The 22,051-nt window shown below is 70.1% G+C and carries 23 protein-coding genes; 13 read left to right on the top strand and 10 right to left on the bottom strand.

All coding sequences use genetic code 11. The features are described 5' to 3' along the window. Window positions 1-7: 7 nt before the first annotated feature. The 3 genes from Q0Q47_RS22085 (at window position 8) to Q0Q47_RS22075 (ending at window position 2,412) form a co-directional block, all read left to right on the top strand. Window positions 8-1,060, top strand: a complete 1,053-nt coding sequence (locus Q0Q47_RS22085) for an ATP-binding protein (RefSeq protein ID WP_293864889.1) — start codon at window positions 8-10, stop codon at window positions 1,058-1,060. A 67-nt stretch (window positions 1,061-1,127) separates the two neighbouring features. Next, on the top strand, window positions 1,128-1,835 hold the full coding sequence (gene phoB / locus Q0Q47_RS22080) for a phosphate regulon transcriptional regulator PhoB (protein WP_293864886.1): 708 nt from the start codon (window positions 1,128-1,130) through the stop codon (window positions 1,833-1,835). Window positions 1,836-1,926: 91 nt separating this feature from the next. Next, a complete protein-coding gene (locus tag Q0Q47_RS22075; RefSeq protein WP_293864883.1) occupies window positions 1,927-2,412 on the top strand; it encodes a hypothetical protein in 486 nt (161 codons plus the stop codon). A 111-nt stretch (window positions 2,413-2,523) separates the two neighbouring features. Here the strand turns inward: Q0Q47_RS22075 and Q0Q47_RS22070 are convergent, their stop codons facing one another. After that, window positions 2,524-3,048, bottom strand: a complete 525-nt coding sequence (locus Q0Q47_RS22070) for a GcrA family cell cycle regulator (RefSeq protein WP_293864881.1) — start codon at window positions 3,046-3,048, stop codon at window positions 2,524-2,526. 364 nt (window positions 3,049-3,412) lie between these two features. Here Q0Q47_RS22070 and Q0Q47_RS22065 point away from each other — a divergent pair, with 364 nt between their 5' ends. The 3 genes from Q0Q47_RS22065 to Q0Q47_RS22055 are packed head-to-tail and all read left to right on the top strand — an operon-like array spanning window position 3,413 to window position 6,527. Further along, window positions 3,413-4,627, top strand: a complete 1,215-nt coding sequence (locus Q0Q47_RS22065) for an aspartate aminotransferase family protein (RefSeq protein WP_293864879.1) — start codon at window positions 3,413-3,415, stop codon at window positions 4,625-4,627. After that, window positions 4,624-5,553, top strand: coding sequence for an ornithine carbamoyltransferase (gene argF / locus Q0Q47_RS22060; protein ID WP_293864877.1), 930 nt, complete (start codon window positions 4,624-4,626; stop codon window positions 5,551-5,553). The genes Q0Q47_RS22065 and argF overlap by 4 nt, the downstream gene beginning before the upstream one ends. Continuing rightward, window positions 5,550-6,527, top strand: a complete 978-nt coding sequence (locus Q0Q47_RS22055; protein WP_293864875.1) for an Hsp33 family molecular chaperone — start codon at window positions 5,550-5,552, stop codon at window positions 6,525-6,527. Before argF ends, Q0Q47_RS22055 begins: the two co-directional genes overlap by 4 nt. 189 nt (window positions 6,528-6,716) lie before the next feature. Here the strand turns inward: Q0Q47_RS22055 and Q0Q47_RS22050 are convergent, their stop codons facing one another. Both Q0Q47_RS22050 and alr read right to left on the bottom strand, forming a co-directional pair. Further along, on the bottom strand, window positions 6,717-7,973 hold the full coding sequence (locus Q0Q47_RS22050) for a D-amino acid dehydrogenase (protein ID WP_293864873.1): 1,257 nt from the start codon (window positions 7,971-7,973) through the stop codon (window positions 6,717-6,719). Between the two features lie 24 nt (window positions 7,974-7,997). Then, window positions 7,998-9,068 (bottom strand): alanine racemase, encoded by a 1,071-nt coding sequence (gene alr / locus Q0Q47_RS22045; protein ID WP_293864929.1) that lies wholly within the window; start codon window positions 9,066-9,068, stop codon window positions 7,998-8,000. Window positions 9,069-9,256: 188 nt separating this feature from the next. Here alr and Q0Q47_RS22040 point away from each other — a divergent pair, with 188 nt between their 5' ends. Next, window positions 9,257-9,712, top strand: a complete 456-nt coding sequence (locus tag Q0Q47_RS22040) for an Lrp/AsnC family transcriptional regulator (protein WP_293864871.1) — start codon at window positions 9,257-9,259, stop codon at window positions 9,710-9,712. 18 nt (window positions 9,713-9,730) lie between these two features. On the opposite strand, the gene Q0Q47_RS22035 is transcribed toward Q0Q47_RS22040, so the two are convergent. Further along, window positions 9,731-11,122 carry a hypothetical protein gene (locus Q0Q47_RS22035; protein WP_293864869.1) on the bottom strand — a complete coding sequence of 464 codons (1,392 nt, stop codon included), beginning with the start codon at window positions 11,120-11,122 and terminating at the stop codon, window positions 9,731-9,733. 188 nt (window positions 11,123-11,310) lie between these two features. Here Q0Q47_RS22035 and Q0Q47_RS22030 point away from each other — a divergent pair, with 188 nt between their 5' ends. The 3 genes from Q0Q47_RS22030 (at window position 11,311) to Q0Q47_RS22020 (ending at window position 13,690) form a co-directional block, all read left to right on the top strand. Next, window positions 11,311-11,955, top strand: coding sequence for a response regulator transcription factor (locus tag Q0Q47_RS22030; protein ID WP_293864867.1), 645 nt, complete (start codon window positions 11,311-11,313; stop codon window positions 11,953-11,955). A gap of 97 nt (window positions 11,956-12,052) precedes the next feature. Next, complete coding sequence (locus tag Q0Q47_RS22025) at window positions 12,053-12,322, top strand: DUF6460 domain-containing protein (protein ID WP_293864865.1); 270 nt, start codon at window positions 12,053-12,055, stop codon at window positions 12,320-12,322. A gap of 18 nt (window positions 12,323-12,340) precedes the next feature. Continuing rightward, window positions 12,341-13,690, top strand: coding sequence for an MATE family efflux transporter (locus Q0Q47_RS22020; protein ID WP_293864863.1), 1,350 nt, complete (start codon window positions 12,341-12,343; stop codon window positions 13,688-13,690). Here the strand turns inward: Q0Q47_RS22020 and Q0Q47_RS22015 are convergent. Together Q0Q47_RS22015 and Q0Q47_RS22010 are read right to left on the bottom strand one after the other, a co-directional pair. After that, window positions 13,678-14,772 (bottom strand): quinone-dependent dihydroorotate dehydrogenase, encoded by a 1,095-nt coding sequence (locus tag Q0Q47_RS22015; protein ID WP_293864926.1) that lies wholly within the window; start codon window positions 14,770-14,772, stop codon window positions 13,678-13,680. The genes Q0Q47_RS22020 and Q0Q47_RS22015 overlap by 13 nt on opposite strands. A gap of 2 nt (window positions 14,773-14,774) precedes the next feature. After that, complete coding sequence (locus Q0Q47_RS22010; protein ID WP_293864861.1) at window positions 14,775-15,119, bottom strand: DUF952 domain-containing protein; 345 nt, start codon at window positions 15,117-15,119, stop codon at window positions 14,775-14,777. Between the two features lie 166 nt (window positions 15,120-15,285). Between Q0Q47_RS22010 and Q0Q47_RS22005 the strand changes: the two genes are divergently transcribed. Then, window positions 15,286-15,915, top strand: a complete 630-nt coding sequence (locus tag Q0Q47_RS22005; protein WP_293864860.1) for a helix-turn-helix transcriptional regulator — start codon at window positions 15,286-15,288, stop codon at window positions 15,913-15,915. Between the two features lie 44 nt (window positions 15,916-15,959). On the opposite strand, the gene Q0Q47_RS22000 is transcribed toward Q0Q47_RS22005, so the two are convergent. Continuing rightward, complete coding sequence (locus tag Q0Q47_RS22000; RefSeq protein ID WP_293864859.1) at window positions 15,960-17,663, bottom strand: lysine--tRNA ligase; 1,704 nt, start codon at window positions 17,661-17,663, stop codon at window positions 15,960-15,962. A gap of 113 nt (window positions 17,664-17,776) precedes the next feature. Then, window positions 17,777-18,610 carry a transporter substrate-binding domain-containing protein gene (locus Q0Q47_RS21995; RefSeq protein ID WP_293864858.1) on the bottom strand — a complete coding sequence of 278 codons (834 nt, stop codon included), beginning with the start codon at window positions 18,608-18,610 and terminating at the stop codon, window positions 17,777-17,779. A 144-nt stretch (window positions 18,611-18,754) separates the two neighbouring features. Between Q0Q47_RS21995 and Q0Q47_RS21990 the strand changes: the two genes are divergently transcribed. Both Q0Q47_RS21990 and Q0Q47_RS21985 read left to right on the top strand, forming a co-directional pair. Further along, entirely contained in the window at window positions 18,755-20,641 is a 1,887-nt protein-coding gene (locus Q0Q47_RS21990; RefSeq protein ID WP_293864857.1) for a glycosyltransferase, read from the top strand. Then, entirely contained in the window at window positions 20,628-21,206 is a 579-nt protein-coding gene (locus Q0Q47_RS21985) for a hypothetical protein (RefSeq protein WP_293864856.1), read from the top strand. The genes Q0Q47_RS21990 and Q0Q47_RS21985 overlap by 14 nt, the downstream gene beginning before the upstream one ends. Here the strand turns inward: Q0Q47_RS21985 and Q0Q47_RS21980 are convergent. Both Q0Q47_RS21980 and Q0Q47_RS21975 read right to left on the bottom strand, forming a co-directional pair. After that, window positions 21,181-21,441, bottom strand: a complete 261-nt coding sequence (locus Q0Q47_RS21980) for a hypothetical protein (protein ID WP_293864855.1) — start codon at window positions 21,439-21,441, stop codon at window positions 21,181-21,183. The two genes, Q0Q47_RS21985 and Q0Q47_RS21980, sit on opposite strands and share 26 nt — an antisense overlap. A gap of 134 nt (window positions 21,442-21,575) precedes the next feature. Next, window positions 21,576-22,031, bottom strand: a complete 456-nt coding sequence (locus tag Q0Q47_RS21975) for a hypothetical protein (RefSeq protein WP_293864854.1) — start codon at window positions 22,029-22,031, stop codon at window positions 21,576-21,578. Window positions 22,032-22,051: the final 20 nt, after the last annotated feature.

Genomic DNA, 22,051 nt, shown 5'->3' with positions numbered 1-22,051 from the left:
GCCTGACATGGATACCACGCGGGCTCTCGCCCAGTCGCTGATCGAGGCGGTCGACGATCCCGTGCTCGTCGTCGACGACGGCCCCCGGGTGTCGGCCTTCAACGCCGCCGCCCACAAGCTCTGGCCGAGCGCGGCAGCAGGCAAGCCGCTGACCTTCATCGTCCGCTCCCCGGACGTCCTCGACGCGGTCGAGCGCGTTCTGGGCGGCGAACGGCGCATCGCCGGGACGTGGAGCGAGCGGGTGCCGGTCGAGCGCCTGTTCGCCTTCACGGTGTCGCCCGTCGCATCCGTCGATCCCGCCGCGCCCGCGCGCGCCGCGATCGTCTTCCGCGATCTCACCGAGGCCCGCCGTCTCGACATGATGCGGGTCGACTTCATCGCCAATGCCAGCCACGAGCTGCGCACGCCGCTCGCCTCCGTGCTGGGTTTCATCGAGACCCTGGAGGGACCGGCGCGGGAAGATCTCGCGGTCCGCGACCGCTTCCTGGCGATCATGAAGGGGCAGGCGCAGCGCATGGCGCGCCTGATCGAGGACCTGCTGTCGCTCTCCCGCGTCGAGATGAACGAGCATCGGCGACCCGACAGCCCGGTCGAGCTGAGCCTGATCGCCCGCCAGATCGTCGAGACGCTGCGGCCGCTGGCCGAGGAGCGTGGCGTCGCCGTCACCTGCACGGTGCCGGACCCCGACATCGTCGTCGCCGGCGCGCGGGACGAACTTCTCCGCGTGGCGGAAAACCTCGTCGAGAACGCCATCAAGTACGGTCAGTCGGGCAAACGGGTCGACGTGACGGTCGACATCGACGAGGCCGACCCGGCTGGGCCGCAGGCCCGTCTTTCGGTGCGCGACTACGGGCCGGGCATCGCGGCCGTGCACCAGCCCCGCCTCACCGAGCGGTTCTACCGGGTCGACAGCGGCGACAGCCGCGACAAGGGGGGCACGGGGCTCGGACTTGCCCTGGTCAAGCACATCGTCAACCGGCACCGCGGGCGTCTCACCATCGAGAGCCGGCCGGGGGAGGGAGCATGTTTTCGCGTCACGCTTCCGCTCTTGCCGTCGTGACCGCGGGCGCCACTGTAATAAAAGCGTCGTGAAACGGTCATAGGACGGGGGCGAGGAGACACCGCTCATGGCGACCACCCCGCGGATCCTGATCGTCGAGGACGAAGAGCCCTTGACCCTTCTGCTGCGCTACAACCTGGAGGCCGAGGGTTACCTGGTCGAGACCGTCGCACGGGGGGACGAAGCGGAGCTTCGCCTGCGCGAAACGGTTCCCGATCTCGTGCTCCTGGACTGGATGCTGCCGGGACTGTCCGGCATCGAGCTCTGCCGGCGCCTGCGCCAGCGGGCCGAGACCCAGCGCCTGCCGGTGATCATGCTCACCGCCCGCGGCGAGGAGAGCGAGCGCGTGCGCGGGCTGGCCACCGGCGCCGATGACTACATCGTGAAACCCTTCTCGGTGCCCGAACTCATTGCCCGCGTCCGCGCGCTGCTGCGCCGCGCGGCGCCGGAACGGGTCGCGAGCCTGCTGGAGTCCGGCGACATCGTGCTCGACCGGGAGACGCGCCGCGTCAGGCGGGCAGGCCGCGAGCTCCACCTGGGGCCGACCGAGTTCCGGATGCTGGAGTTCCTGATGGAGAAGCCCGGCCGCGTGTTCAGCCGCGCCCAGTTGCTGGACGGCGTCTGGGGCATGGATTCCGAGATCGACGAGCGGACCGTCGACGTCCATGTGGGCCGGCTGCGCAAGGCCATCAACCGACCGCGCGAGAAGGACCCGATCCGCACCGTGCGCGGCGCCGGATACTCGTTCGACGAGACCTTCTCGCGACGGGCCTGAAAACGGCCTGGCCAGCGATGCAGCCTTGGGTCGTGCGCACTGCACGTCTGCGGGCTGGACTTCCGCTTTGCCGGCCCGCTACGCTAACGGGGTGACCCAGACCCGCTCTCGTCCTGTCCGCCGGCAGCCGCCGAACCGCCCGAAGGAGGCAAGGCCTCCCGAGGAAGTTGCGGCCGCGCTCGAGACGATCGCCCTGCGCGTCCCGTCCACCCGGATCGTCGTGCGCCGGAATGCCCGCTCCTTCGTCGTCGAAGGCCGCGGGACTCAAGGGTTGTGCTGGTTCGTAATCGGCATCGACCTGCGCCGGGCGCGGGTGGAGGTGCACGCCGAGGACGTCGAACGCCATGCCGGCCTGGCGAGCCTCAAGGCAGGCGAGATCGACGCGGTGCTGCGGGCGCTCATCGCCGGGGACGTGTGGCTGGTCGCGACGCTCGACCGCCGGGCGTCCCGGACGCGCATCCGGCTGCGCGAGCCCGGCCTGTCCGACTGGACGGCGGCGCGCTACCGCTGCCTGCTTCCCCGCCGCCCGGGCATCAGGCGGCAGCGTTTCTCGGACTACCGCAACGGCGACGCCTAGATCGCGGCTCGGCGTCCAGGCGCACAGGGCATCGTCACGAGCGAAGCCCGGCGCGTCGCGTGGGGACTGGCCAGAGCACGGTCCGCCACCCGCCACCGTCTACCGCTGGCTTCAGCCTCGCTCGGCGGCCTTGCGCTCGCGGCGGCGCTCCAGCGACGGCTGGTAGGCAATCGTCGAGTGGTAGCTGCAGTAGGGCGTTCCGGGCGGGGACTTGGCGCCGCAGAAGCGGAAGTCCTCGGAGGTCGGGTCGCCATGGGGCCAGCGGCACATGGACTCCCTCAGCTCCATGATGGTGACCCGCTCGGACATCGGGATCACGACCTCGGCGACCGGTTGCGGCGCGACGTGGATCATGGGAGCCGGCGTGGGCGCGGCCTTGGGGCTCAGGGCCAGGTTGCCGCGGATCGTCGGCGCGTGACTCATGGGGTGGCTGGGGGCGCGCGTGGCCGTCTTGCGCGGCCGGGCCGCCTGCGGGGCCGGCGCCTTGGCGCGGCCGGAGAGCCCGAGCCGGTGCACCTTGCCGATCACGGCGTTGCGCGTCACGCCGTTGCCGAGCTCCCCGGCGATCTGGCTCGCGCTCAGACCTTGATTCCAGAGCTTTTTCAGCAGTTCGACGCGCTCGTCGTTCCAGGACATCCGCCTCATTCCCATCGTCGTTGCCGCCGGATCGAATCCACAAGGGTCACGCCCACCCGGGTGGGGAGCATGTCCCAACATGTCGACGATCCTTTGGTTTGCCGCACCAGATGTCGTATTCGACAGGGGCGAAACTACCTTAGCGCCGGAGTCCGGTGCAACCTCCGCACTGCCCGCTGCGGTGTTTTCCCCAAGGATCGTGGCGGCAGCGGGGCGCCATCGTGGCGTCGCCCCGGGTCGGGCGCCCGCCAACCCGAGGCGGCGCCTCAGATTGACAGATGCCTGCCCATGGACCAATAGTCGGTCGGTGCCGCCCGCGAGGGGCGGCACTTTCCGTTTTCAGGCCACACTGGAGAAACACGCCATGGCCGAAGAGAGCCTCAAATCGTCGCCGCTCCTCCCCACCTTCGCGCGCGCCGAGCTCTCTTTCGAGCGAGGCGAGGGCGCGTGGCTCGTCACGGACCGAGGTGAGCGCTACCTCGACTTCGGATCGGGCATCGCCGTGAATGCGCTCGGCCATTGCCATCCCCACCTCGTCGAGGCGTTGACGGACCAGGCGAAGAAGCTCTGGCACGTCTCCAACCTGTACCAGATCCCCAACGGGCGGGACCTCGCCCAGCGGCTGGTCGACAACACCTTCGCCGACCATGTGTTCTTCACGAACTCAGGGGCGGAGGCGCTCGAGTGCGCCATCAAGATGGCGCGCAAGTATCATCATGCGAACGGCCAGCCCGAGCGCTACCGCATCATCACCTTCGAAGGGGCCTTCCACGGGCGCACGCTGGCGACGATCGCCGCGGGCGGCCAGAAGAAGTACCTGGAAGGCTTCGGTCCCAAGGTCGAAGGTTTCGACCAGGTGCCGTTCGGCGACCACGAGGCACTCAAGGCCGCCATCGGGCCGGAGACGGGCGCGATCCTGATCGAGCCGATCCAGGGCGAGGGCGGCGTGCGTCCCGTGCCGCCGCAGTGCCTGCGCGGCCTGCGCGAGCTGTGCGACGAGCACGGCCTGCTCCTCATCTTCGACGAGGTGCAGACCGGCGTCGGGCGCACGGGCAAGCTGTTCGCGCACCAGAAGTACGGCGTCACGCCCGACATCATGGCGATCGCCAAGGGCATCGGCGGCGGCTTCCCGATGGGCGCCTGCCTGTCGACGGCGGAGGCCGGCAAGGGCATGACGGCCGGCGTGCACGGCACCACCTTCGGCGGCAATCCGCTGGCGATGGCGGTCGGCAACGCGGTGCTCGACGTGATCCTCGAGCCCGGCTTCCTGGACAAGGTCGAGCGCACGGCGCTGCTGATGAAGCAGCGTCTGGCCGAGCTCTGCGATCGGCACCCCACCGTCATCGAGGGGGTGCGCGGCGAGGGCCTGCTCATCGGCCTGAAGTGCGTCGTGCCGAACACGGATCTCGCGGCGGCGGCGCGCAAGGAGCACCTGCTCTCCGTGCCGGCCGGCGACAACGTGCTGCGGCTCCTGCCCCCGCTGATCATCGGCGAGGCCGAGGTCGCGGCGGCGCTGGCCAGCCTCGACCGGGCCGCGTCGGCGCTCGAGGCAGCGGCGATGAAAGGGGCGGCGGAATGACGTCGCCCCGGCACTTCCTCGACATCTCGTCGTTCTCGACGGACGACCTGCGCAGCATTCTCGATGCGTCGGTCGCCCTGAAGAAGTCGCGCCAGCGCGGCAAGCCGCAGCCGGAGCGTCCGCTCGAGGGCAAGTCCCTCGCCATGATCTTCGACAAGCCGTCCACGCGGACGCGGGTCTCCTTCGACCTCGCCATGCGCGAACTGGGCGGCGAGACGATCATGCTCACGGGCCAGGAGATGCAGCTCGGCCGCGGCGAGACGATCGCCGACACCGCGCGCGTCCTGTCGCGCTACGTCGACGCCATCGTCATCCGCATGCTCGACCAGAACGCCGTGCGCGAGCTGGCCGAGCACGCGACCGTGCCGGTGATCAACGGGCTCACCAAGTCCTCGCATCCCTGCCAGATCATGGCGGACGTGATGACCTACGAGGAGCACCGCGGCCCCATCCAGGGCCGCACCGTGGCCTGGGTCGGCGACAGCAACAACGTCCTGACGTCGTGGGTCCACGCGGCCGCGCGGTTCGACTTCCGCGTCAACATCGCGTCGCCTGACGAATTGGCGCCGCCGGCGGACCTGCTCGCCTGGGCGCGCCGCGAGGGCGCGCGCGTGGCCTACATGGAGGATCCCATCGAGGCGGTGTCCGGCGTCGATTGCGTCGTCACCGACTGCTGGGTCTCGATGGGAGACGAGGATGCCGGGCGACGCCACAACCTGCTGGCGCCGTACCAGGTGAACTCCCGGCTCATGAAGGCCGCGTCCGAGAAGGCCGTGTTCATGCACTGCCTGCCCGCCCATCGCGGCGAGGAGGTCACGGACGAGGTCATGGACGGCCCGCAGTCCGTCGTGTTCGACGAGGCCGAGAACCGGCTTCACGCTCAGAAGGGCGTCCTGGCCTGGTGCCTCGGCGCGCTGGACCGATGACGCCTTCGACGCACCCGGACCGTGACGACCGGGTGATCCCCTTCGCGGTGGAAGCGCTCGATGCCCGTGGCCGTATCGTCCGGCTCGGGCCCCTGGTCGACCGGATCCTCACGCGGCATGCCTATCCGGCCTCGGTCTCCCGCCTGCTCGGCGAGATGGTCGTGCTCGGGGTGCTGCTCGGAACGTCCCTGAAGTTCCAGGGGCGCTTCCAGCTCCAGACCCGCACGGACGGTCCCGTCGACATGCTGGTCGTCGATTTCGAAGCCCCCGACCGGGTGCGCGCCTATGCGCGCTTCGACGAAACCCGGCTGTCCCAGCTGGGGGCCGCTCCGTCGCCGCCCGCCCTGCTGGGGCGCGGGCACCTCGCGCTGACGATCGACCAGGGCGCCGACATGTCGCGCTACCAGGGCATCGTCGCGCTCGAAGGCCAGTCGATCGAAGAGGCGGCGCACCAGTATTTCAGGCAGTCCGAGCAGATTCCGACGCGTGTCAGGATCGCGGTGGCCGAGACGCTGGGAGGCGAGCCCGCGGGGACGCATTGGCGCGCCGGCGGCATCATCGCGCAGTTCCTGCCCACCTCCGTGGACCGCATGCGGCAGGCGGATCTGCCGCCCGGCGATGCCCCGGACGGCGTCGAGGCCTCTCCCCTCCAGGAGGACGATGCCTGGACCGAGGCTCGGCTCCTCACGGAGACCGTCGAGGACCATGAACTCGTCGATCCCACGCTGACCAGCGAGGACCTCCTCTACCGTCTCTTCCATGAGCGCGGCGTGAGGGTGTTCGAGGCCCAGCCCGTGGTGGAGCGCTGCCGCTGCTCGCGCGAGCGCATCCTGTCGATGCTGCGGCAGTTCTCCGACGAGGAGCGGCGCGCGATGGTCGGCGACGACGGCCGCATCGGCATCACCTGCGAGTTCTGCTCGACACACTACCACGTCGAGCCGGGCGAGGTGGGGATCGACGATCCGCAGGCGTGAGGAGCGGCAGCGGCGTCACGTTTCGCCTGTCGCTCATGCTTCATCATTCATCCTCAACGCGTCCTGCCCGGGCTTGGCCCGGGCACCCACGACTTTGCCGGGGCCGTCCCGAAGTCGTGGATGGCCGGGCCGTAGCCCGGCCAGGACGGTTGAGAGATGGAGGAGACCTGGACAGGGACGTTCAGTCCCTCACGCCGCGTAGCGCGACAGGCCCAGGTCGTCGGTGGCGATCTCGGGCTTGCGGCCGCTGACGAGGTCAGCGAGCACGCTCGCCGAACCACAGGCCATGGTCCAGCCCAGCGTGCCGTGGCCGGTGTTGAGCCACAGGTTGCGCAGCTTGGTGCCGCCGAGGACGGGCGTCCCGTCCGGCGTCATCGGGCGCAGGCCCGACCAGAAGCTCGCCGCCGCGAGGTCGCCGCCGCCCGGGAACAGATCGCCCACCGAGTGCTCGAGCGTGCCACGACGAGCCTCCGGCAGGTCGGTCGAGAAGCCCGAGATCTCCGCCATGCCGCCCACGCGGATGCGGTCGCCGAGGCGGGTGATCGCGACCTTGAAGGTTTCGTCCATGATCGTGGATTCCGGCGCGCGCGCCGCGTCGATCACCGGCGCGGTGATCGAGTAGCCCTTCACGGGGTAGACCGGCAGGCGCATGCCCAGCGTGCGCAGCAGCAGCGGGGTGTAGCTCCCCATGGCGGCGACGTAGGCGTCGGCGGTGAAGAGGCCGGCGTCCGTGCGTACGCCGGTCACCGTCTCGCCCGTGCGCTCGATGCCCTGGATCGTGACGCCGAAGCGGAAGGTGACGCCCAGGCTTTCGGCGATGGAGGTGAGGGCGTTGGTGAACTTGAAGCAGTCGCCGGTCTCGTCGTTGGGCAGGCGCAGGCCTCCCACGAACTTCTCGCGGACGTTGGCGAGCGCCGGCTCGGCGCGAATGCAGCCGTCGCGGTCGAGAACCTCGAACGGGACACCGTCCTGGCGCAGGACGGCGATGTCCTTGTCGGCGCCCGCGAGCTGGGCCTCGGTCCGGAACAGCTGCAGCGTGCCCTTGGTGCGCTCGTCGTACTTGATCGCGGTGCGCTGGCGCAGGGCGATCAGGCAGTCGCGGCTGTATTCCGCCAGGCGCACCATGCGGCCCTTGTTGACCGCGTAGCGCTCGGACGTGCAGTTGGCCAGCATCTGAATGAGCCAGCGATACATGTTCGGATCGAGCGTCGGGCGCAGGATCAGCGGGGCGTGGCGCATGAAGAGCCACTTCGCCGCCTTGACGGGAATGCCCGGCGCGGCCCAGGGCGACGCGTAGCCGGGCGAGATCTCGCCGGCATTGGCGAAGCTCGTTTCCAGGGCCGGACCGCTCTGGCGGTCGACGACCGTGACCTCGTGGCCGGCATAGGCCAGATAATAGGCCGTCGTGACGCCCACCACGCCGCCGCCCAGAACCAGAACCTTCATCGTCGTCTCTCCCGGAGTGTGCGGTCAGGCCGGCAGGGTGCGGCGCGCGAAGCGCTGCCCGAGCCCTGTCAGGATTTCGTAGGGGATGGTGCCGGCGTCGCGGGCCACGTCAGCGAGCGACTGGTGGGGGCCGATCAGTTCCACCATCGCGCCAGGACGAACCGCCTCGGCGGGCACGTCGGTCACGTCGATGACGATGCTGTCCATCGAGACGCGGCCCACGATCGGGGCGCGAACGCCGCCACAGAAGACGCTGCCTCGCCCCGACAGGCTGCGCGGCCAGCCGTCGGCGTAGCCGATGGCCACGGTGGCCAGGCGGCAGGCCCGCTCCGTGGTGTGGGCCAAACCATAGCCGACCCCCGTTCCGGCCGGCACGTCGCGGGTCTGGACGATCGGGGCCGACAGGGCCAGCACGGGCCGCAGCGGGCCGGACTGCCCCTCGACGGGATGCACGCCGTACAGCGCCAGGCCGGGACGAACCATGTCGAGGCCGAAGCCGGCGAGAAACGCACCGCCCGAATTGGCCAGGGCGCGGGGCGCCTCCGGCAGGCGCGCGGCAAGGGTCTCGAAGCACGCGAACTGCTGCAGGTTGGCCGAATGCTCGCTCTCGTCGGCGCAGGCGAGGTGGCTCATCAGCAGGATCACGTCCAGGTGCGAGCGCAGAGCCGGATCGCCGGCCAGCGCGTCCACTTCGGGTTCCGAAAGGCCGAGGCGCGTCATGCCGCTATCGACCTGCAGAGCCGAAGCAAGCCGCATGCCGCAACGCCGGCTCTCGTCGGCCCAGCGGTGGGCCTGGTCGAGGCTGTTGAGGACCGGAATGACGCCGGCCTGCGCGGCGGCGCTCTCCGCCCCGGGCGCCAGGCCGTTCAGAACGAAGACCCGCGCGTCGGCCGGCAATGTCGGGCGCAAATCCATCGCCTCGACGAGATGGGCGACGAAAAAGTTTCGGCAACCCGCGTTGTAGAGCGTGGCCGAGACGGGCCGGGCGCCGAGGCCATAGGCGTCGGCCTTGACCACGCCGGCGATCCGGGCGTTCGGCTGCAGGGCGGCGATGGCGCGGTAGTTGGCGGCCAGCGCTCCGAGGTCGACGAGCATCTCGCCTGCGCCCAGGAGCACGGGATCGACCGTAAGCGAAGCCCTGTCCAACACCACGCCACTCCGCAGCCGCCTGGAATGAAGGAAGCATCGCACACGTTCGTTCGAATGTGTTTTCGTTCCTCGATCGAAACTTGCAGAAATAGACGTCTTGCGCTCAATTATTGCGACAAGCGGAGGATCATTGCGTGAAGATCGACGACTTCGACAGGCGCATCATCCGGGCCTTGCGGCGTGACGGGCGCATGAGCAACGTGGAGCTTGCCCGGGAGGTGGGGCTGTCGCCATCGGCGTGCCTGCGCCGCGTCCAGGCGCTGGAGACGGGCGGGGTCATCCGCGGCTACACCGCGATCGTCGCCGACGATGCGACGGACGCGATGGTGGTCATCGTGCAGATCACCCTCGACCGGCAGAGCGAGGAGTCGCTCAACCGGTTCGAGGAGGCGGTGCGCAAGCACCCCGAGATCCGCGAATGCTTCCTGATGACCGGCATCGCCGACTATCTGCTGCGGGCCGAGGCGCGCAACGCGGCCCACTACGAGGTGATCCACAAGGAGATCCTGTCGCGCTTGCCCGGCGTCGCCCGCATCCAGTCGAGCTTCGCCATTCGCAGCGTGCTGGCCGTTCCCGAGCGGGCCGGGTGAAGCCGGCCTCTCCAAGGCTCAGAGCGCGCCTTCCTCCACCGTCACCGCCGGCTCGCGACGCCGGGACGCGAGGGCCGGGAACAGCCCGACCACGAGGCCGAAGAGCAGTCCGGCAAAGCCCGCCGGCTCCGGCAGCCAGGCCGGCATCACTTGCCCCGTCAGCAGAACCAGCGTGGTGACGAGCCCCACCGTGCTGCCCAGGAGTCCGCCCCAGCGCCCGGGAGCGCGGCTTGCGACGGCAAGGACCAGGGGCGGTCCCATCCCCGCCACGAGGAGAGCGGTCGCGGGACCCGTCATCGCCTCGATCAGGGCCGGCCGCCACACGGCGAGGATGCTCGCGGCCACGATGCAGGTGAGGCCTGCCACGCGAACCGTGGCGAAGCGCTGCGACATGGGATTGCGGCGCCGGTCCACCGGCCCGCGCAGCTCGTAGCCGAGGGCGACGCCCGCCGCGTGCAGCAGGAGGCCTGCCGAGGCGAGATCGACCGCAAGGCCTGCGCCCGCCGTCGCCATGGGCAGAAGGACCGCGAGGCCCGAGGGGGTCTTGGTCGTGTCCGTGGCGATCAGGGCCGCGGCGATCAGGATCGACGACAGGGCTCCCCACAGCCCGCCTTCGCGGACCGTGCCCGCCGAGCGGCCGGCCGCGGCGACGGCCGCAAGGTGGGGCGCGGCCACCAGGCCGGCGAGGGCCAGCGCCTGCTCCATGCCGGTGCCCGTGCCCACCGCGGTCGCCTGGACGATCCTCGACAGCGTCAGGCCGCCGCCGGCCAGGCCAGACGTCACGACCGCGGCGGCGGCGAGGAGAGCCACCAGGCCCAGCGACACGGCCATGCGTGTCCCCCCGCGCAGCCCGCCGGGGACGACGACCAAGGCCAGCATGGCGCCCGCCAGCGCCACCGCCGTGCCGTCGCGCAGCGACAGCATCGGGGCCATCACCTGGACGGCACGCGCCAGATGCGAGGCCGCGAAGACGATGCACCACCCCGCGGCCAGGATCGCCAGCGGGACCTGCAGCACCCGGCTGCCGAAGGCGTGCCCGAGCGCTCCCGGGAGCCCCGGCATGCCGGTCCGCCGCATCAGCGGAGCGACGAAGAGCGCCCACAGGGCGAGGGCGGCCATGGCCGCCACGGGCTGCAGGCGCGGCTCGCCGGCCACCAGGACGGCGACGATCAGGCCCACCGCACCGACCGGCAGGTCACCCCCGCCCGTGAGGTAGACGGGCAGGCGCATGGTCCCGGCCAGGAGGCCGGACACCGTGCCGACGGCCATCACCAGCACGAGCGCCAGCGACACCAGGACGGCGACGGCGACCCCGACCCGGTCCAGCACCACCGCCAGCGTCGCGGCGACGATGAGGATGAAGAGGCTCAGGCTGGCCTGCCGGCCGAGATGCCCTGACTGCGGTTCCATGGACGGGATCTTCGTGACTGTGCCGGATCCGGCGGGGCGCGAGCGCCGAACCGCCAACTGAATCATAAGTCTACCTTGGAACGGCTTGCTTGTCCGACCCCTGAGGCGTCACAATGGCACCGCGATCCGCAAAGATCGGACAAAGAGCGGGGGGACTGGCCGTGGCAGATGCGTCGCAGACGAGGATCATGATCGCCGACGACCATCCTCTCGTCAGGGGCGCGTTGCGCGAGGCGGTCTCCGGTCTTGTCGACGGCATCCAGATCGTCGAGGCGGGAACCTTCGACGAGGTCAGCGACATGCTCGGCAAGGGCGCCGACATCGACCTCGTGCTGCTCGACCTCACCATGCCCGGCGTCCAGGGCTTTTCCGGCCTCATGTATCTGCGCGCCCAGCATCCGGGAACCCCGGTGGTCATCGTGTCCGGCAACGAGGACCGCGGCGTCATCCGTCGCTGCATCGAGTTCGGCGCGTCCGGCTTCATCCCCAAGTCGGTCGACGTGGACACCATGCGCGGCGCGATCCGCAGCGTGCTCGACGGCGGCGCGTGGACGCCGTCCGACGTCGACCTGTCGACGCCGGCCGACCGCGAGACCAGCGACCTCGTGAAGCGCCTCGCCACGCTCACGCCGCAGCAGGTTCGCGTGCTGATGATGCTGTCGGAGGGGCTGCTGAACAAGCAGATCGCCTATGAGCTCGGCGTGTCGGAGGCCACCGTGAAGGCGCACGTCTCCGCGATCCTGCAGAAGCTGGGTGTCGAAAGCCGCACGCAGGCCGTGATCGCGGCATCGAAGATCGCCGCCGGCCAGCCCGTTCCGCTCGGGTTCGAGTAAGGGGACCGCAGGGGTTGCACTTGCCGCGCCCCGAAGGCATCTAAAGGCGGCCGGCGCGGTGCGACGGCCTGTCAGGACCCGGTCGCCGGAGACGTCGATGGACCAGAACGTGACGCGCTTCCTCGGCGGTTCGCCGGGCGCGGTGCTTGTGAAGCTCGTCTTCCTGTCGATCCTCGTCGGCGCGTTCCTGTCGCTCCTCGGGCTGACGCCGCCCGACCTGCTGCGCGGCATCAAGCATCTCGTCGACAGCATCATGGATTTCGGCTTCGGCGCCTTCCGCGAAGTGTTCCGCTGGCTGGTGTACGGCGCCGTGATCGTGATCCCGCTGTGGCTGGTGATGCGTCTCTTCGGTCAACGCCGGGCGTGACGGATCGCAGGTGATGGCGTGAGCGCCGCCGACTCCCTGCCGCGGGCCCGGCCCGTGGACGCACGCGTCGCGCACTTCGTGCGCCTCGCCATTCCGATGATGCTCGCCCACGTCACCCAGCCCATGCTTGGGCTGGTGGACGCCACCGCGATCGGCCGCCTGGGCGACGTGGCCCTGCTGGGCGCGGTGGCGATCGGCGCCATCGTGTTCGACGTGCTCTTCTGGGGGCTCGGATCCCTGCGCATGAGCACGGCGGGTCTGACCGCGCAGGCGCACGGGGCCGGCGACGACGCGGAATCCGCCCGGGCGCTCGCTCGCGCGCTGGCCTTCGCCGCGGTCTTGGGCGTCCTGCTCATCGCCCTGCAGGGCCCGATCATGCGGGCCGCCTTCGCGCTCATGGAGGCCAGCCCCGCCGTCGAGAGCGCCGCGCGGACCTATATCGGCATCCGCATCTGGTCGGCCCCCCTGGCCCTGGCCAACTACGCCATCCTGGGCTCGCTCATCGGCAGGGCGCGCACCGATCTCGGGCTGATGCTCCAGGTCCTGATCAATCTGTCGAAGATCGCGATCACGCTCGCTCTCGTCGTCGGTGCCCAGCTCGGCATCGCGGGCGTCGCGACGGCCACGGTCGTCGCCGAAGCCATCGGCGCGGCCGCGGGCTTCGGCATCCTGTGGCATATCGGCGGCCTGCCGCGCGGCCTGCGCTTCGCCGACGTGGCCACGCCCTCGGCCGTGCGCCGCATGCTCGCCGTCAACCGCGACGTCGCGATCCGGACCCTCGCCCTGATGGGCGCCTTCGGCTTCTTCACGGCCCAGGGGTCGCGGGCCGGGGACGTGACGCTCGCCGCGAACGCGGTCCTCTACAACCTCTTCATGTTTGGCGGCTACTTCCTCGACGGCTTCGCCACCGCCGCCGAGCAGTTGTGCGGGCAGGCCGTCGGAGCCCGCGACCGCGAGGGTTTCCGCCGGACGGTGCGCAACGCGCTGATGCTCAGCCTGGTGACCGGGCTCGCCGTCGCGGGCATCTTCCTCGCCGGGGGATCGGCCTTCGTCCACTTCGTCACGACCAACCCGCAGGTTCGCGAGGCGGGTCTCGCGTTCCTGCCGTTTGCCGCGCTGACGCCGCTGGCCGGCGCGGCCGCCTTCGCCTTCGACGGGATCTTCGTGGGGGCCACCTGGACCCGCGCGATGCGCAACCTGATGCTGGTTTCGCTCGCGCTTTACCTGACCACGTGGTGGGCGGCGGCCGGATGGAGCAATGCCGGGCTTTGGCTGGCGTTCCTGGTCTTCCTGGGCTCACGCGGCATCGGCCAGGCCATCGCCTATCCGAGCCTGTTCCGCCGGACCTTCGGGCCTCAGCCCGGGTAGGGCTGCGCGCAGAGGTCTGCCGCCCGGCGTCCCACCAGGCGCGCCAGTCCCCCCGGCCCCGCCGCCTTCGCGGCCCTGGCGAGTTCCGCCTTGATCTCGTCGACGAGCGGCATGCCGCGATAGACGAGGGCGGAATAGAGCTGGATCAGGGTCGCCCCGGCCTCGATCTTCTGAAGGGCGCTCGCGGCGGAGTGGATGCCGCCCACGCCGATCAGGGGAAACTGCCCCTCGGCCCGCACGAACACCTCGGCCAGGGTTCGGTTCGCCAGCGGCAGGAGCGGGCGCCCGGAAAGGCCCCCCTGTTCACGGGCCGTCGCCGTCTCGCGCAAGCCGTTCGGCCGCGAGATCGTGGTGTTGGAGACGATCATGCCGTCGACCTGCCGCCGGCGCATCACCGCGACGATGGTGTCGAGGTCGGCCGGAAGGAGATCCGGCGCGATCTTCACGAGCACCGGTCGCCCGGTCGCCGCGCGGGCGCGGGCGTCCATCACCCTGGCCAGCAGTTCGTCCAGCGCCGCCTCGTGCTGCAGGTCGCGCAGACCGGGCGTGTTCGGCGACGAGACGTTGACGGTGAAGTATGCGGCCACGGGCCCGAACAGCTCGATGCCCTTCACGTAGTCGGCAATGCGGTCCGTGCTGTCCTTGTTCGCGCCGATGTTGACGCCGACGATCCCGGGCCGGGCTCCCCGCAGCTTGAGCCGTGCCAGCGCCGCCGCATGGCCTTCGTTGTTGAAGCCCAGCCTGTTGATCACCGCCATGTCGGCAGGCAGGCGAAACATGCGCGGCCGTGGATTGCCGGCCTGCGGCAGCGGCGTCACCGTGCCCACCTCGGAGAACCCCAGCCCGAGCCCGAGCAACGCGTCGGGAACTTCCGCGTTCTTGTCGAACCCGGCGGCGATGCCGACCGGATTGGGAAACGACAGGCCGAAGGCCTCGACCGCGAGCGCGGGATCGCTCGCCGGTGCCGGCGTGGGCGGAAGCGTTCTCAGGGCCGCTATCGTCATGCCGTGCGCCGTCTCGGCGTCCAGGCGATGCAGCAGGGGAAGTGCCAGTGCGCCGAAGCGCCCGACGAGTGACGACAGGATCACGGAACCTCCGCGGGGAACACGTGCTCGCCGCTGGAATCGAGCGGAAGCGGATCGACTTTCGTTACAGCCGAGACGGGCAGGGGGCCATAGAGATGCGGGAAAAGATCGCCGCCCCGCGACGGTTCCCATTTCAGGGCGGGGCCCAGGACCCGCGCCTCGACGGTCAGCAGCACCAGGCCCGTTTGCGCCTTGAAGTGGCGACGAACCGTCTCTCGCACCTGCAATGGTGACGAAAAATGGATGAAGCCATCGGCCTCATCAACGGCCGACCCTTCGTATGTCGACGCGTTTTGTGCTGCATTCCATTCCGCGATGGGGCATACCTTATATATGATTGTCACGATACGAACCTCACGGACACGGCCGGACCGCTCATAAACCGGCCTGAAGCAGGTTCTAGCAGCCTGCCCACCGCGATGCTCGCATCAAGACGATTTCCATTCGGCGGCGGTCTGGATTACCGCAGGGGGCGGTGATCCTGGGCGCTGTCGGCCTATTGGGGGGGCCATGCTTTCGCACGGTCAAATCTGGTCGGCGATTGACGCGATCGCCGCACGCTACGGTTTGACGGCTTCCGGACTAGCCAAAAAGGCCGGTCTGGACCCGACGACCTTCAACAAGTCCAAGCGGGTGTCGGTAGACGGACGCCTGCGCTGGCCTTCAACGGAATCGCTGGCAAAGGTGCTCGACGCCACGGGTGCCTCGCTGGACGAATTCATGACGCTCGTGTCGAACGGCACGGGCGGACCGGACCGCAAGACCATTCCTCTGCTCGGCATCGCCGAGGCGGGAGAAGGACACTTCGACGATCGGGGCGTGCCCGCCGGCACGTCCTGGGACGAGGTCAACTTCCCGGACCTGCCCGGCAACGACGCCTACGCGCTCGAGGTCAGCGGGGACTCCATGCTGCCGCTCTATCGCGACGGCGACATCCTGATCTGCTCGCCATCGGCATCGATCCGGCGAGGGGACAGGGTCGTCGTCCGCACCGTTGCCGGAGAGGTGATGGTGAAGGAGCTCAAGCGGCGGACCGCCAAGCTGATCGAACTCGTCTCGCTCAATCCCAGCCATCCCGACCGCGCCATCCCGGCGCAGGACGTGATCTGGGTCGTCCGGGTGATGTGGGCCAGCCAGTGACCGCGTGAGATCGCTCGATCTCACGCCGCCCTGTCAGGATCGCCTCACGCCTTGCGCGCCGCGAGAAACGCGGCGTGCTCCGCCATGAGCGCTCCGCTGAGCCCCTTCTCGATCAGCTGCCGCGTTTCCTCGACGCCGTAGAGCGCGACGAAGGATCCGAACCGCGGGCCGCGGTCCTGTCCGAGGAGGATCTGGTAGATGGTCTGGAACCACTGCTGCGACACGCCGGGGCGGCCGTCCGGGCTCTTTGACTTGCCGCTGGTATCGGGGAAGTGCCTGCGGCCGACCTCGTAGACCACCGCCTGAAGCGCCTCCGGATCGACCGATCCGGCCTGGGTTTCCAGCGACGCCGACAGGTCGGCCAGGGCCGCGGCCTCGGCCTCGCTCGGTGCGCGATAGGTCTTCGACGGGCGCACGAAGTCGCGGAAATACGCGACCGCGTAGCCCACCAGCTGGTCGAGCCGCGGGTGGTTGTCGGGCGTGACGCCCGGCGCGTAGCGCCGGATGAAGCCCCACAGCACCTGCTTGTCCTCGCTGTTGGCCACGGCCACCAGGTTCAGCAGCATGCCGAACGAGATCGACGCGGCGGGCGCATTGCCGCCGGCCGCCACCGTCTCCGGCGCGGGCGGGTCCCCGGCATGGATGTGCCACACCGGGTTGGCCAGCCGCTCGCGGGCGGCCTGCTGGGGATACTTGTCGAGGAAGGTCAGGTAGTCGTCCGCCATCCGCGGGATGACGTCGAAGTAGAGCCGCTTGGCCTCCCGCGGCTTCTGGAACATGAACAGCGACAGGCTTTCGGGGCTGGCATACTGCAGCCACTCGTCGATGGTCAGGCCGTTGCCCTTCGACTTCGAGATCTTCTGGCCCTTTTCGTCCAGGAAGAGCTCGTAGTTGAAGCCCTCGGGCGGCGCGGCGCCCAGCGCACGCGCGATCTCGCCCGACAGCTTCACGCTGTCGATCAGGTCCTTGCCGGCCATCTCGTAGTCGACGCCGAGCGCGACCCACCGCATGGCCCAGTCGGGCTTCCACTGCAGCTTGCAGTGGCCGCCGGTCACGGGCGTCTCGAAGCGTTCGCCGGTGGCCGGATCGCGCCAGACGACGGTGCCTGCCTCACGCCGGATCTCGTCGAGCGGCACCTGCATCACGATGCCGGTCACCGGATGGATCGGCAGGAAGGGAGAGTAGCTTTGCGCCCGCTCCTCGCGCAGCGAGGGCAGCATGATGCGCATGACCTCGTCGTAGCGCTCGAGCATCAGCAGGAGCGTCTGGTCGAAGCGCCCGCCCTTGTAGCACTCGGTCGACGACATGAACTCGTAGTCGAAGCCGAAGTGGTCGAGGAAGGTCCGCAGGCGGGCATTGTTGTGCTCGCCGAAGCTCGCATGGGTGCCGAACGGGTCCGGCACCTGCGTCAGCGGCTTGCCGAGGGCCGCGGCGAGCAGCTCCTTGTTCGGCACGTTGTCGGGCACCTTGCGCAGGCCGTCCATGTCGTCGGAAAAGGCGACCAGCCGCGTGGGGATCGTGTCGTGCGTGAGCACGCGGAAGGCGTGGCGCACCATCGTCGTGCGGGCGACCTCGCCGAAGGTGCCGATGTGCGGCAGGCCCGAGGGTCCGTAGCCGGTCTCGAACAGCACCTGCGTCTGGCCCGTCCGTTTGACCCGCTCGATGAGCTTGCGCGCCTCCTCGAAAGGCCAGGCCGTCGCCTGGGCGGCGGCCTCGATCAAGGATTGCGTCGTCTCGGGCGCGGTCATGGGCGCTGTGTCCGTCGGGTTGCCGATTGAGGGTGCGTCAAGCAAACGCGGGCCCTGACGGGCCCGGAAGCGGCGCGCACACTAGGAATGCAGAGGCGCGGGGTCAATCCGCGTCAGTAGAAGCCGACCGGGAACCAGCGCAGATAGAGTTCGGCGTGGACGCCCGTCTCCGCCGCCCGCTGCAGGGCATAGTCGAGGGCCCGGCGCAGCAGCGGATCGTTCGAGCGCAGCGCGATCACGACGCCTTCGCCGAACCAGCGGGACTCGGTGTAGGGGCCGCCGGCGAAGCTGCAGCAGCGTGCCCCGTCCTCGGTGTTGAGCCACACGGCGAGCGTCAGGCCATCGCCGAACAGCAGCTCCGCGTCACCGCGCTGGAGCGCGGACTTGGCGCGCTCGAGGTCGTTCACCGGCACCAGCGTGGCCTTGGGAAAGAAGGTCCGCAGGAAGGACTCGTGCGCGCTGCCCTCGACGACGGCGACGGTCCGCCCCGCGAGCGCGTCGGCGGTGAGGGAGCCGGGCGCGTTCTGCTTGCCGACGAAGCGGGCGGGCGTGCGCAGGTAGGGGGTCGTCAGCCCGAACGAGGAGCGCAGCTCCTTGGTCGCGCGCAGCGAGGCGATGACGGCATCGCCGCGGCCCTCTTTCAAGGCATCCAGGAGCGTGTCCCAGCGCCGGGCCTGGATGGTGCAGGCCACGTTCAGGATGTCGCAGAGCGCGCGCGCCAGATCGACGTTGAAGCCCGACAGCCGGCCGTCCTCCGACAGGAAGTGCATCGGGGGATAGTCGTCGTCGGTCAGGAAGCGGATCGCCTTGAGGCCGGACATTTCCGGCTTTTCCAGCCGCTGGTTGGTTTCCCAGAAGCCGGGGATGAAGACGTCGGCGGCCCGCACCACCGGCGTCGCGGCGACGAGGGCCCATAGGGCGGCGGCGAGCGCGATGGCCCGGCGCAACCCTTTCGATCCTCGCAGACCCATCGAGTTCAACTGCGGCTCCGTGGCACCGGCGCGACATCCGTCCTTCACTGACTCGCGTCCTCTCCTGCGTAGCACCGTCGCGGTCGCGACGGGAAGTCCCGAGGGAGATCGGAGGCGCCGATGATCCACGATCCCGATCCCGATCCCCATCGCCTGCACGCGCGAGACCTGATGTTCCTCATGGGCCACGGCGTCTCGGCCCTGCAACTGGCCGGCGCGGCCATCGAGGCGCGCAAGACGGGCGCCAGCACCGAGAGGGTCCTCATCGCGTCCGGCGCGATCTCGGAGGACGGTTTCTACCGTGCCCTTGCCGGCGAGTGCGGGTTTCCGTTCGTGGCGACGCCGAGGGTCGTCTGCGAGGCCGCCGACGTGCCGGTCATCATCGCCACCGGCCATGCGCGGGCGGTGCCCGGCCTGGGCCATCGCGTCGTGGTGGCGCCCCGCGCCGCGGCGATCAGGGTGCTCATCGGTCTCTCCCTGGCCGGGCGCGCGCCGCGGGACTTCGCGGTCACCACGCCCGGGCGCCTCGAGGCGGCCGTGCTGGCGGGGTCGGCCGCTGCCGTGGCGAGCCACGGCGCGGACGGCCTGCCGGAGGCATCGGGCAGCGCGTCGTACAGGAGCGAGGCGACCGCGCGCGAGGCCCGGACCGGCCTCGCCTGCGTCGCGCTGTCGGCCGCGGGGTCGGCCATCGACCCCGGCGCGGCGCTCGCCATCCTGCAGGCCGTCCTCGGTCTTCTGTTCCTGTCGGCGATGTCGCTGCGCCTGGCCGCGGCCGGCGAGCCACGGGTGCGCGATCGGGCCACGGCGCCGCACGACCGCCCTGTTCCCACCTACACCGTGCTCGTGCCGCTCTACCGCGAGGGGGACGCGGTCGTGCGCGGGTTGGTCGCGGCCCTGGCGCGGCTGGACTATCCGCGGGCCCGCCTGGAGATCCTGCTTCTCGTCGAGGCGGGAGACCGGCTGACCCGGGCGTCCCTGTCGCGCCTCCTCCTGCCGACGGGCATGCGCACCGTGACGTGCCCGGACGGCACTCCGCGGACGAAGCCCCGGGCCCTGAACATCGGCCTCGCGTTGACGCGTGGGGACCTGCTCGTCGTCTACGACGCCGAGGACCGCCCCGAGCCGGCGCAGTTGCGGCTTTCAGCCGCCACCTTCGCCCGGCTGGGCGAGGACGTCGGCTGCCTGCAGGCCTCGCTGGCCATCCACAATGGCGGCGACGGATGGCTGGCGCGCCTGTTCCGCCTCGAATACGCGATGCTTTTCGACGTGACCCTGCCGGGGATGACACGGCTCGCGGTGCCCGTTCCGCTCGGCGGCACCTCCAATCACTTCCGGCGCCGGGCCCTGATCACCGCGGGCGGCTGGGACGCCTGGAACGTGACGGAGGACGCCGACGTCGGGCTCCGCCTGGCGCGGCGCGGGTTCCGGACCGCGATGCTGGCGTCGACCACGCTGGAGGAGGCGCCCGCGACCCTGCGGCGATGGTTTCCGCAGCGCGTGCGGTGGATGAAGGGCTGGATGCGCCTTTGGCGACGTCAGAAATTTCCCAATCATTGCAGTGCGATCGTCCCGATGTTGCCGCCGAGCAACGCCCCCGTCGCAACGCCGTCGCAACAACTGCACAAGCTCGCGTCTCCCGGATCGACCCCTTCGGGAGCAGCGGGAGCCCCCCGCGCTCGTCCTACCCCGGGCGCGGGGGCGCTTTCCTACGCCCGCCCGAGCGGCATACCTTCGGCCACCAACCCAAGGAGACGGAATGGACACTGTCGACTTCGACGTCGCCTTCGACTTCGTCTGCGAGAGGTTGAAGAGCGCGCCCGACCCCTATGCCCTGCGCCGCCCTCAGGGCGATCAAGGCTTCGACCTTTTCATCCCCAGCGTCGCCGATGCTCTCTGGCGATCAGGGGGAGGGGTGGGGAATTGGCACGACGACACGGATCGCCAACGCCCCTACCTGATCAGCGTCGCCGACGCGGTCGCCGAGCTATGCCGAATGGGCGTCCTTAGACCCGGCCCCGTCATCGTCGACGGCGGGCGCATAGGGGGGACGATAGACGGCGGCTTCGCCCTGACGGCCCTCGGCCGCAAGTGGATCGCGGCTCGCCCGGAGAGCGTTCCGCGAGACCCCTCCCGGTTCATGGACGTGATCGCGGGTCCCGGCCGGCGGTTCGGCCCCGGCTTCATGCAACGGGCCGAGGAGGCGATCGGGTGCTACCGCGCCGGGAGATACCTCGCGGCCTGCGTCATGTGCGGGGCGGCGGCGGAGGCGATCCTCCTCGCGCTGGCAATCGCGAAGACGGGGGACGAGGACGCGGTCCTGCGGGACTACCGCTCGGCGCAGGGGCGGAAGAAGATGACCGACCTCATCGGCTCCCGCCTCAAGGGCAGTCTGCGCGAGCCTCTCGAAAGCTTCGTCGGCCTGCTTGCGGTCTGGCGCGACGAGGCGGGGCACGGACGCGCCACCGCGATCACCGACGCCGAGGCCGATACCTGCCGAGTTCAACTCCTGCGGTTCGCGCTGTTCGCCGACGCGGAGTGGGACGCTCTCACCGCCCCGACAGGTTCGCCCTGATCCTCGCCCCCTGCTGCTGCCACTCCCCGGCCGCCGTGAGGTCCTGCAAGAGCCCGAGAGCGGCGTCACGCTCCTCGGGCGATCGGGGGACGATCGAGGCCACGGCGTCGATCGCCGCCCGCGAGGCGTCGATCGCGGCGTGGACCTGTTCGTGCGTGGCGTTGGGATCGTCCCGGAGGCGGGCGTCGCGGCGCTCGGAAAGGTAGAAGGTGGAGATCGCGGAGATGAATGACATGGGATCGCTCCTGTTCGAGACGATCCAAAGCATCGAGTGAGCGCAGCCGTTGCGCAATATGGAGATTTCGGGGGATTTCAGGTGGGGGAATACTGGGGGATTTCGGGTCCGAGGACCGCGTTCCCCCCAGAATGTCATGCGTCGTCGTCGAGCAGGTTCGCGAGCACGGTCGGCTCGGCCGCGAGAGCGGCCAGCGCGGAGGCCATGACGATTTCCGGTGTCTCGTCTCGATCGACGGAGATCCGGGCGAGGGCGTCGAGGGAAGACCGGGGAATGACGACGCGGACACACGCCTCGCTATTGCGCTTCGGCACGAGCCGGATGCCGTGCTTGTGGCAGAGGGCCGCGACCCTGCGGGCGGTGGTGCCGCCAAGCTCCGTCGCGATCTCGGCGGCAGAGCGTCCCTCACCGGCAAGCATCGCCGCGCGGATCACGTCGGGGGCGAGGTAGCGGCGGCGGGGAGCCTCGCGCTGCCGGGACAGTCGGAGCCTCGCCGAGAGCTTCGTCGCTCGCGCCTCCGCCTCGGCCGCGCGGACCCGCTTGCGGGCTCCGGCGACCTCAAGAGCGGCGACGGCCTTGTCGAGCTTCATGATGGGTGGCTCCCCAATGA

The organism is uncultured Alsobacter sp. (assembly GCF_945952055.1).
In the GTDB taxonomy this organism is placed as follows: domain Bacteria; phylum Pseudomonadota; class Alphaproteobacteria; order Rhizobiales; family Beijerinckiaceae; genus Alsobacter.
This window is presented reverse-complemented; position numbering and strand designations above follow the sequence as displayed.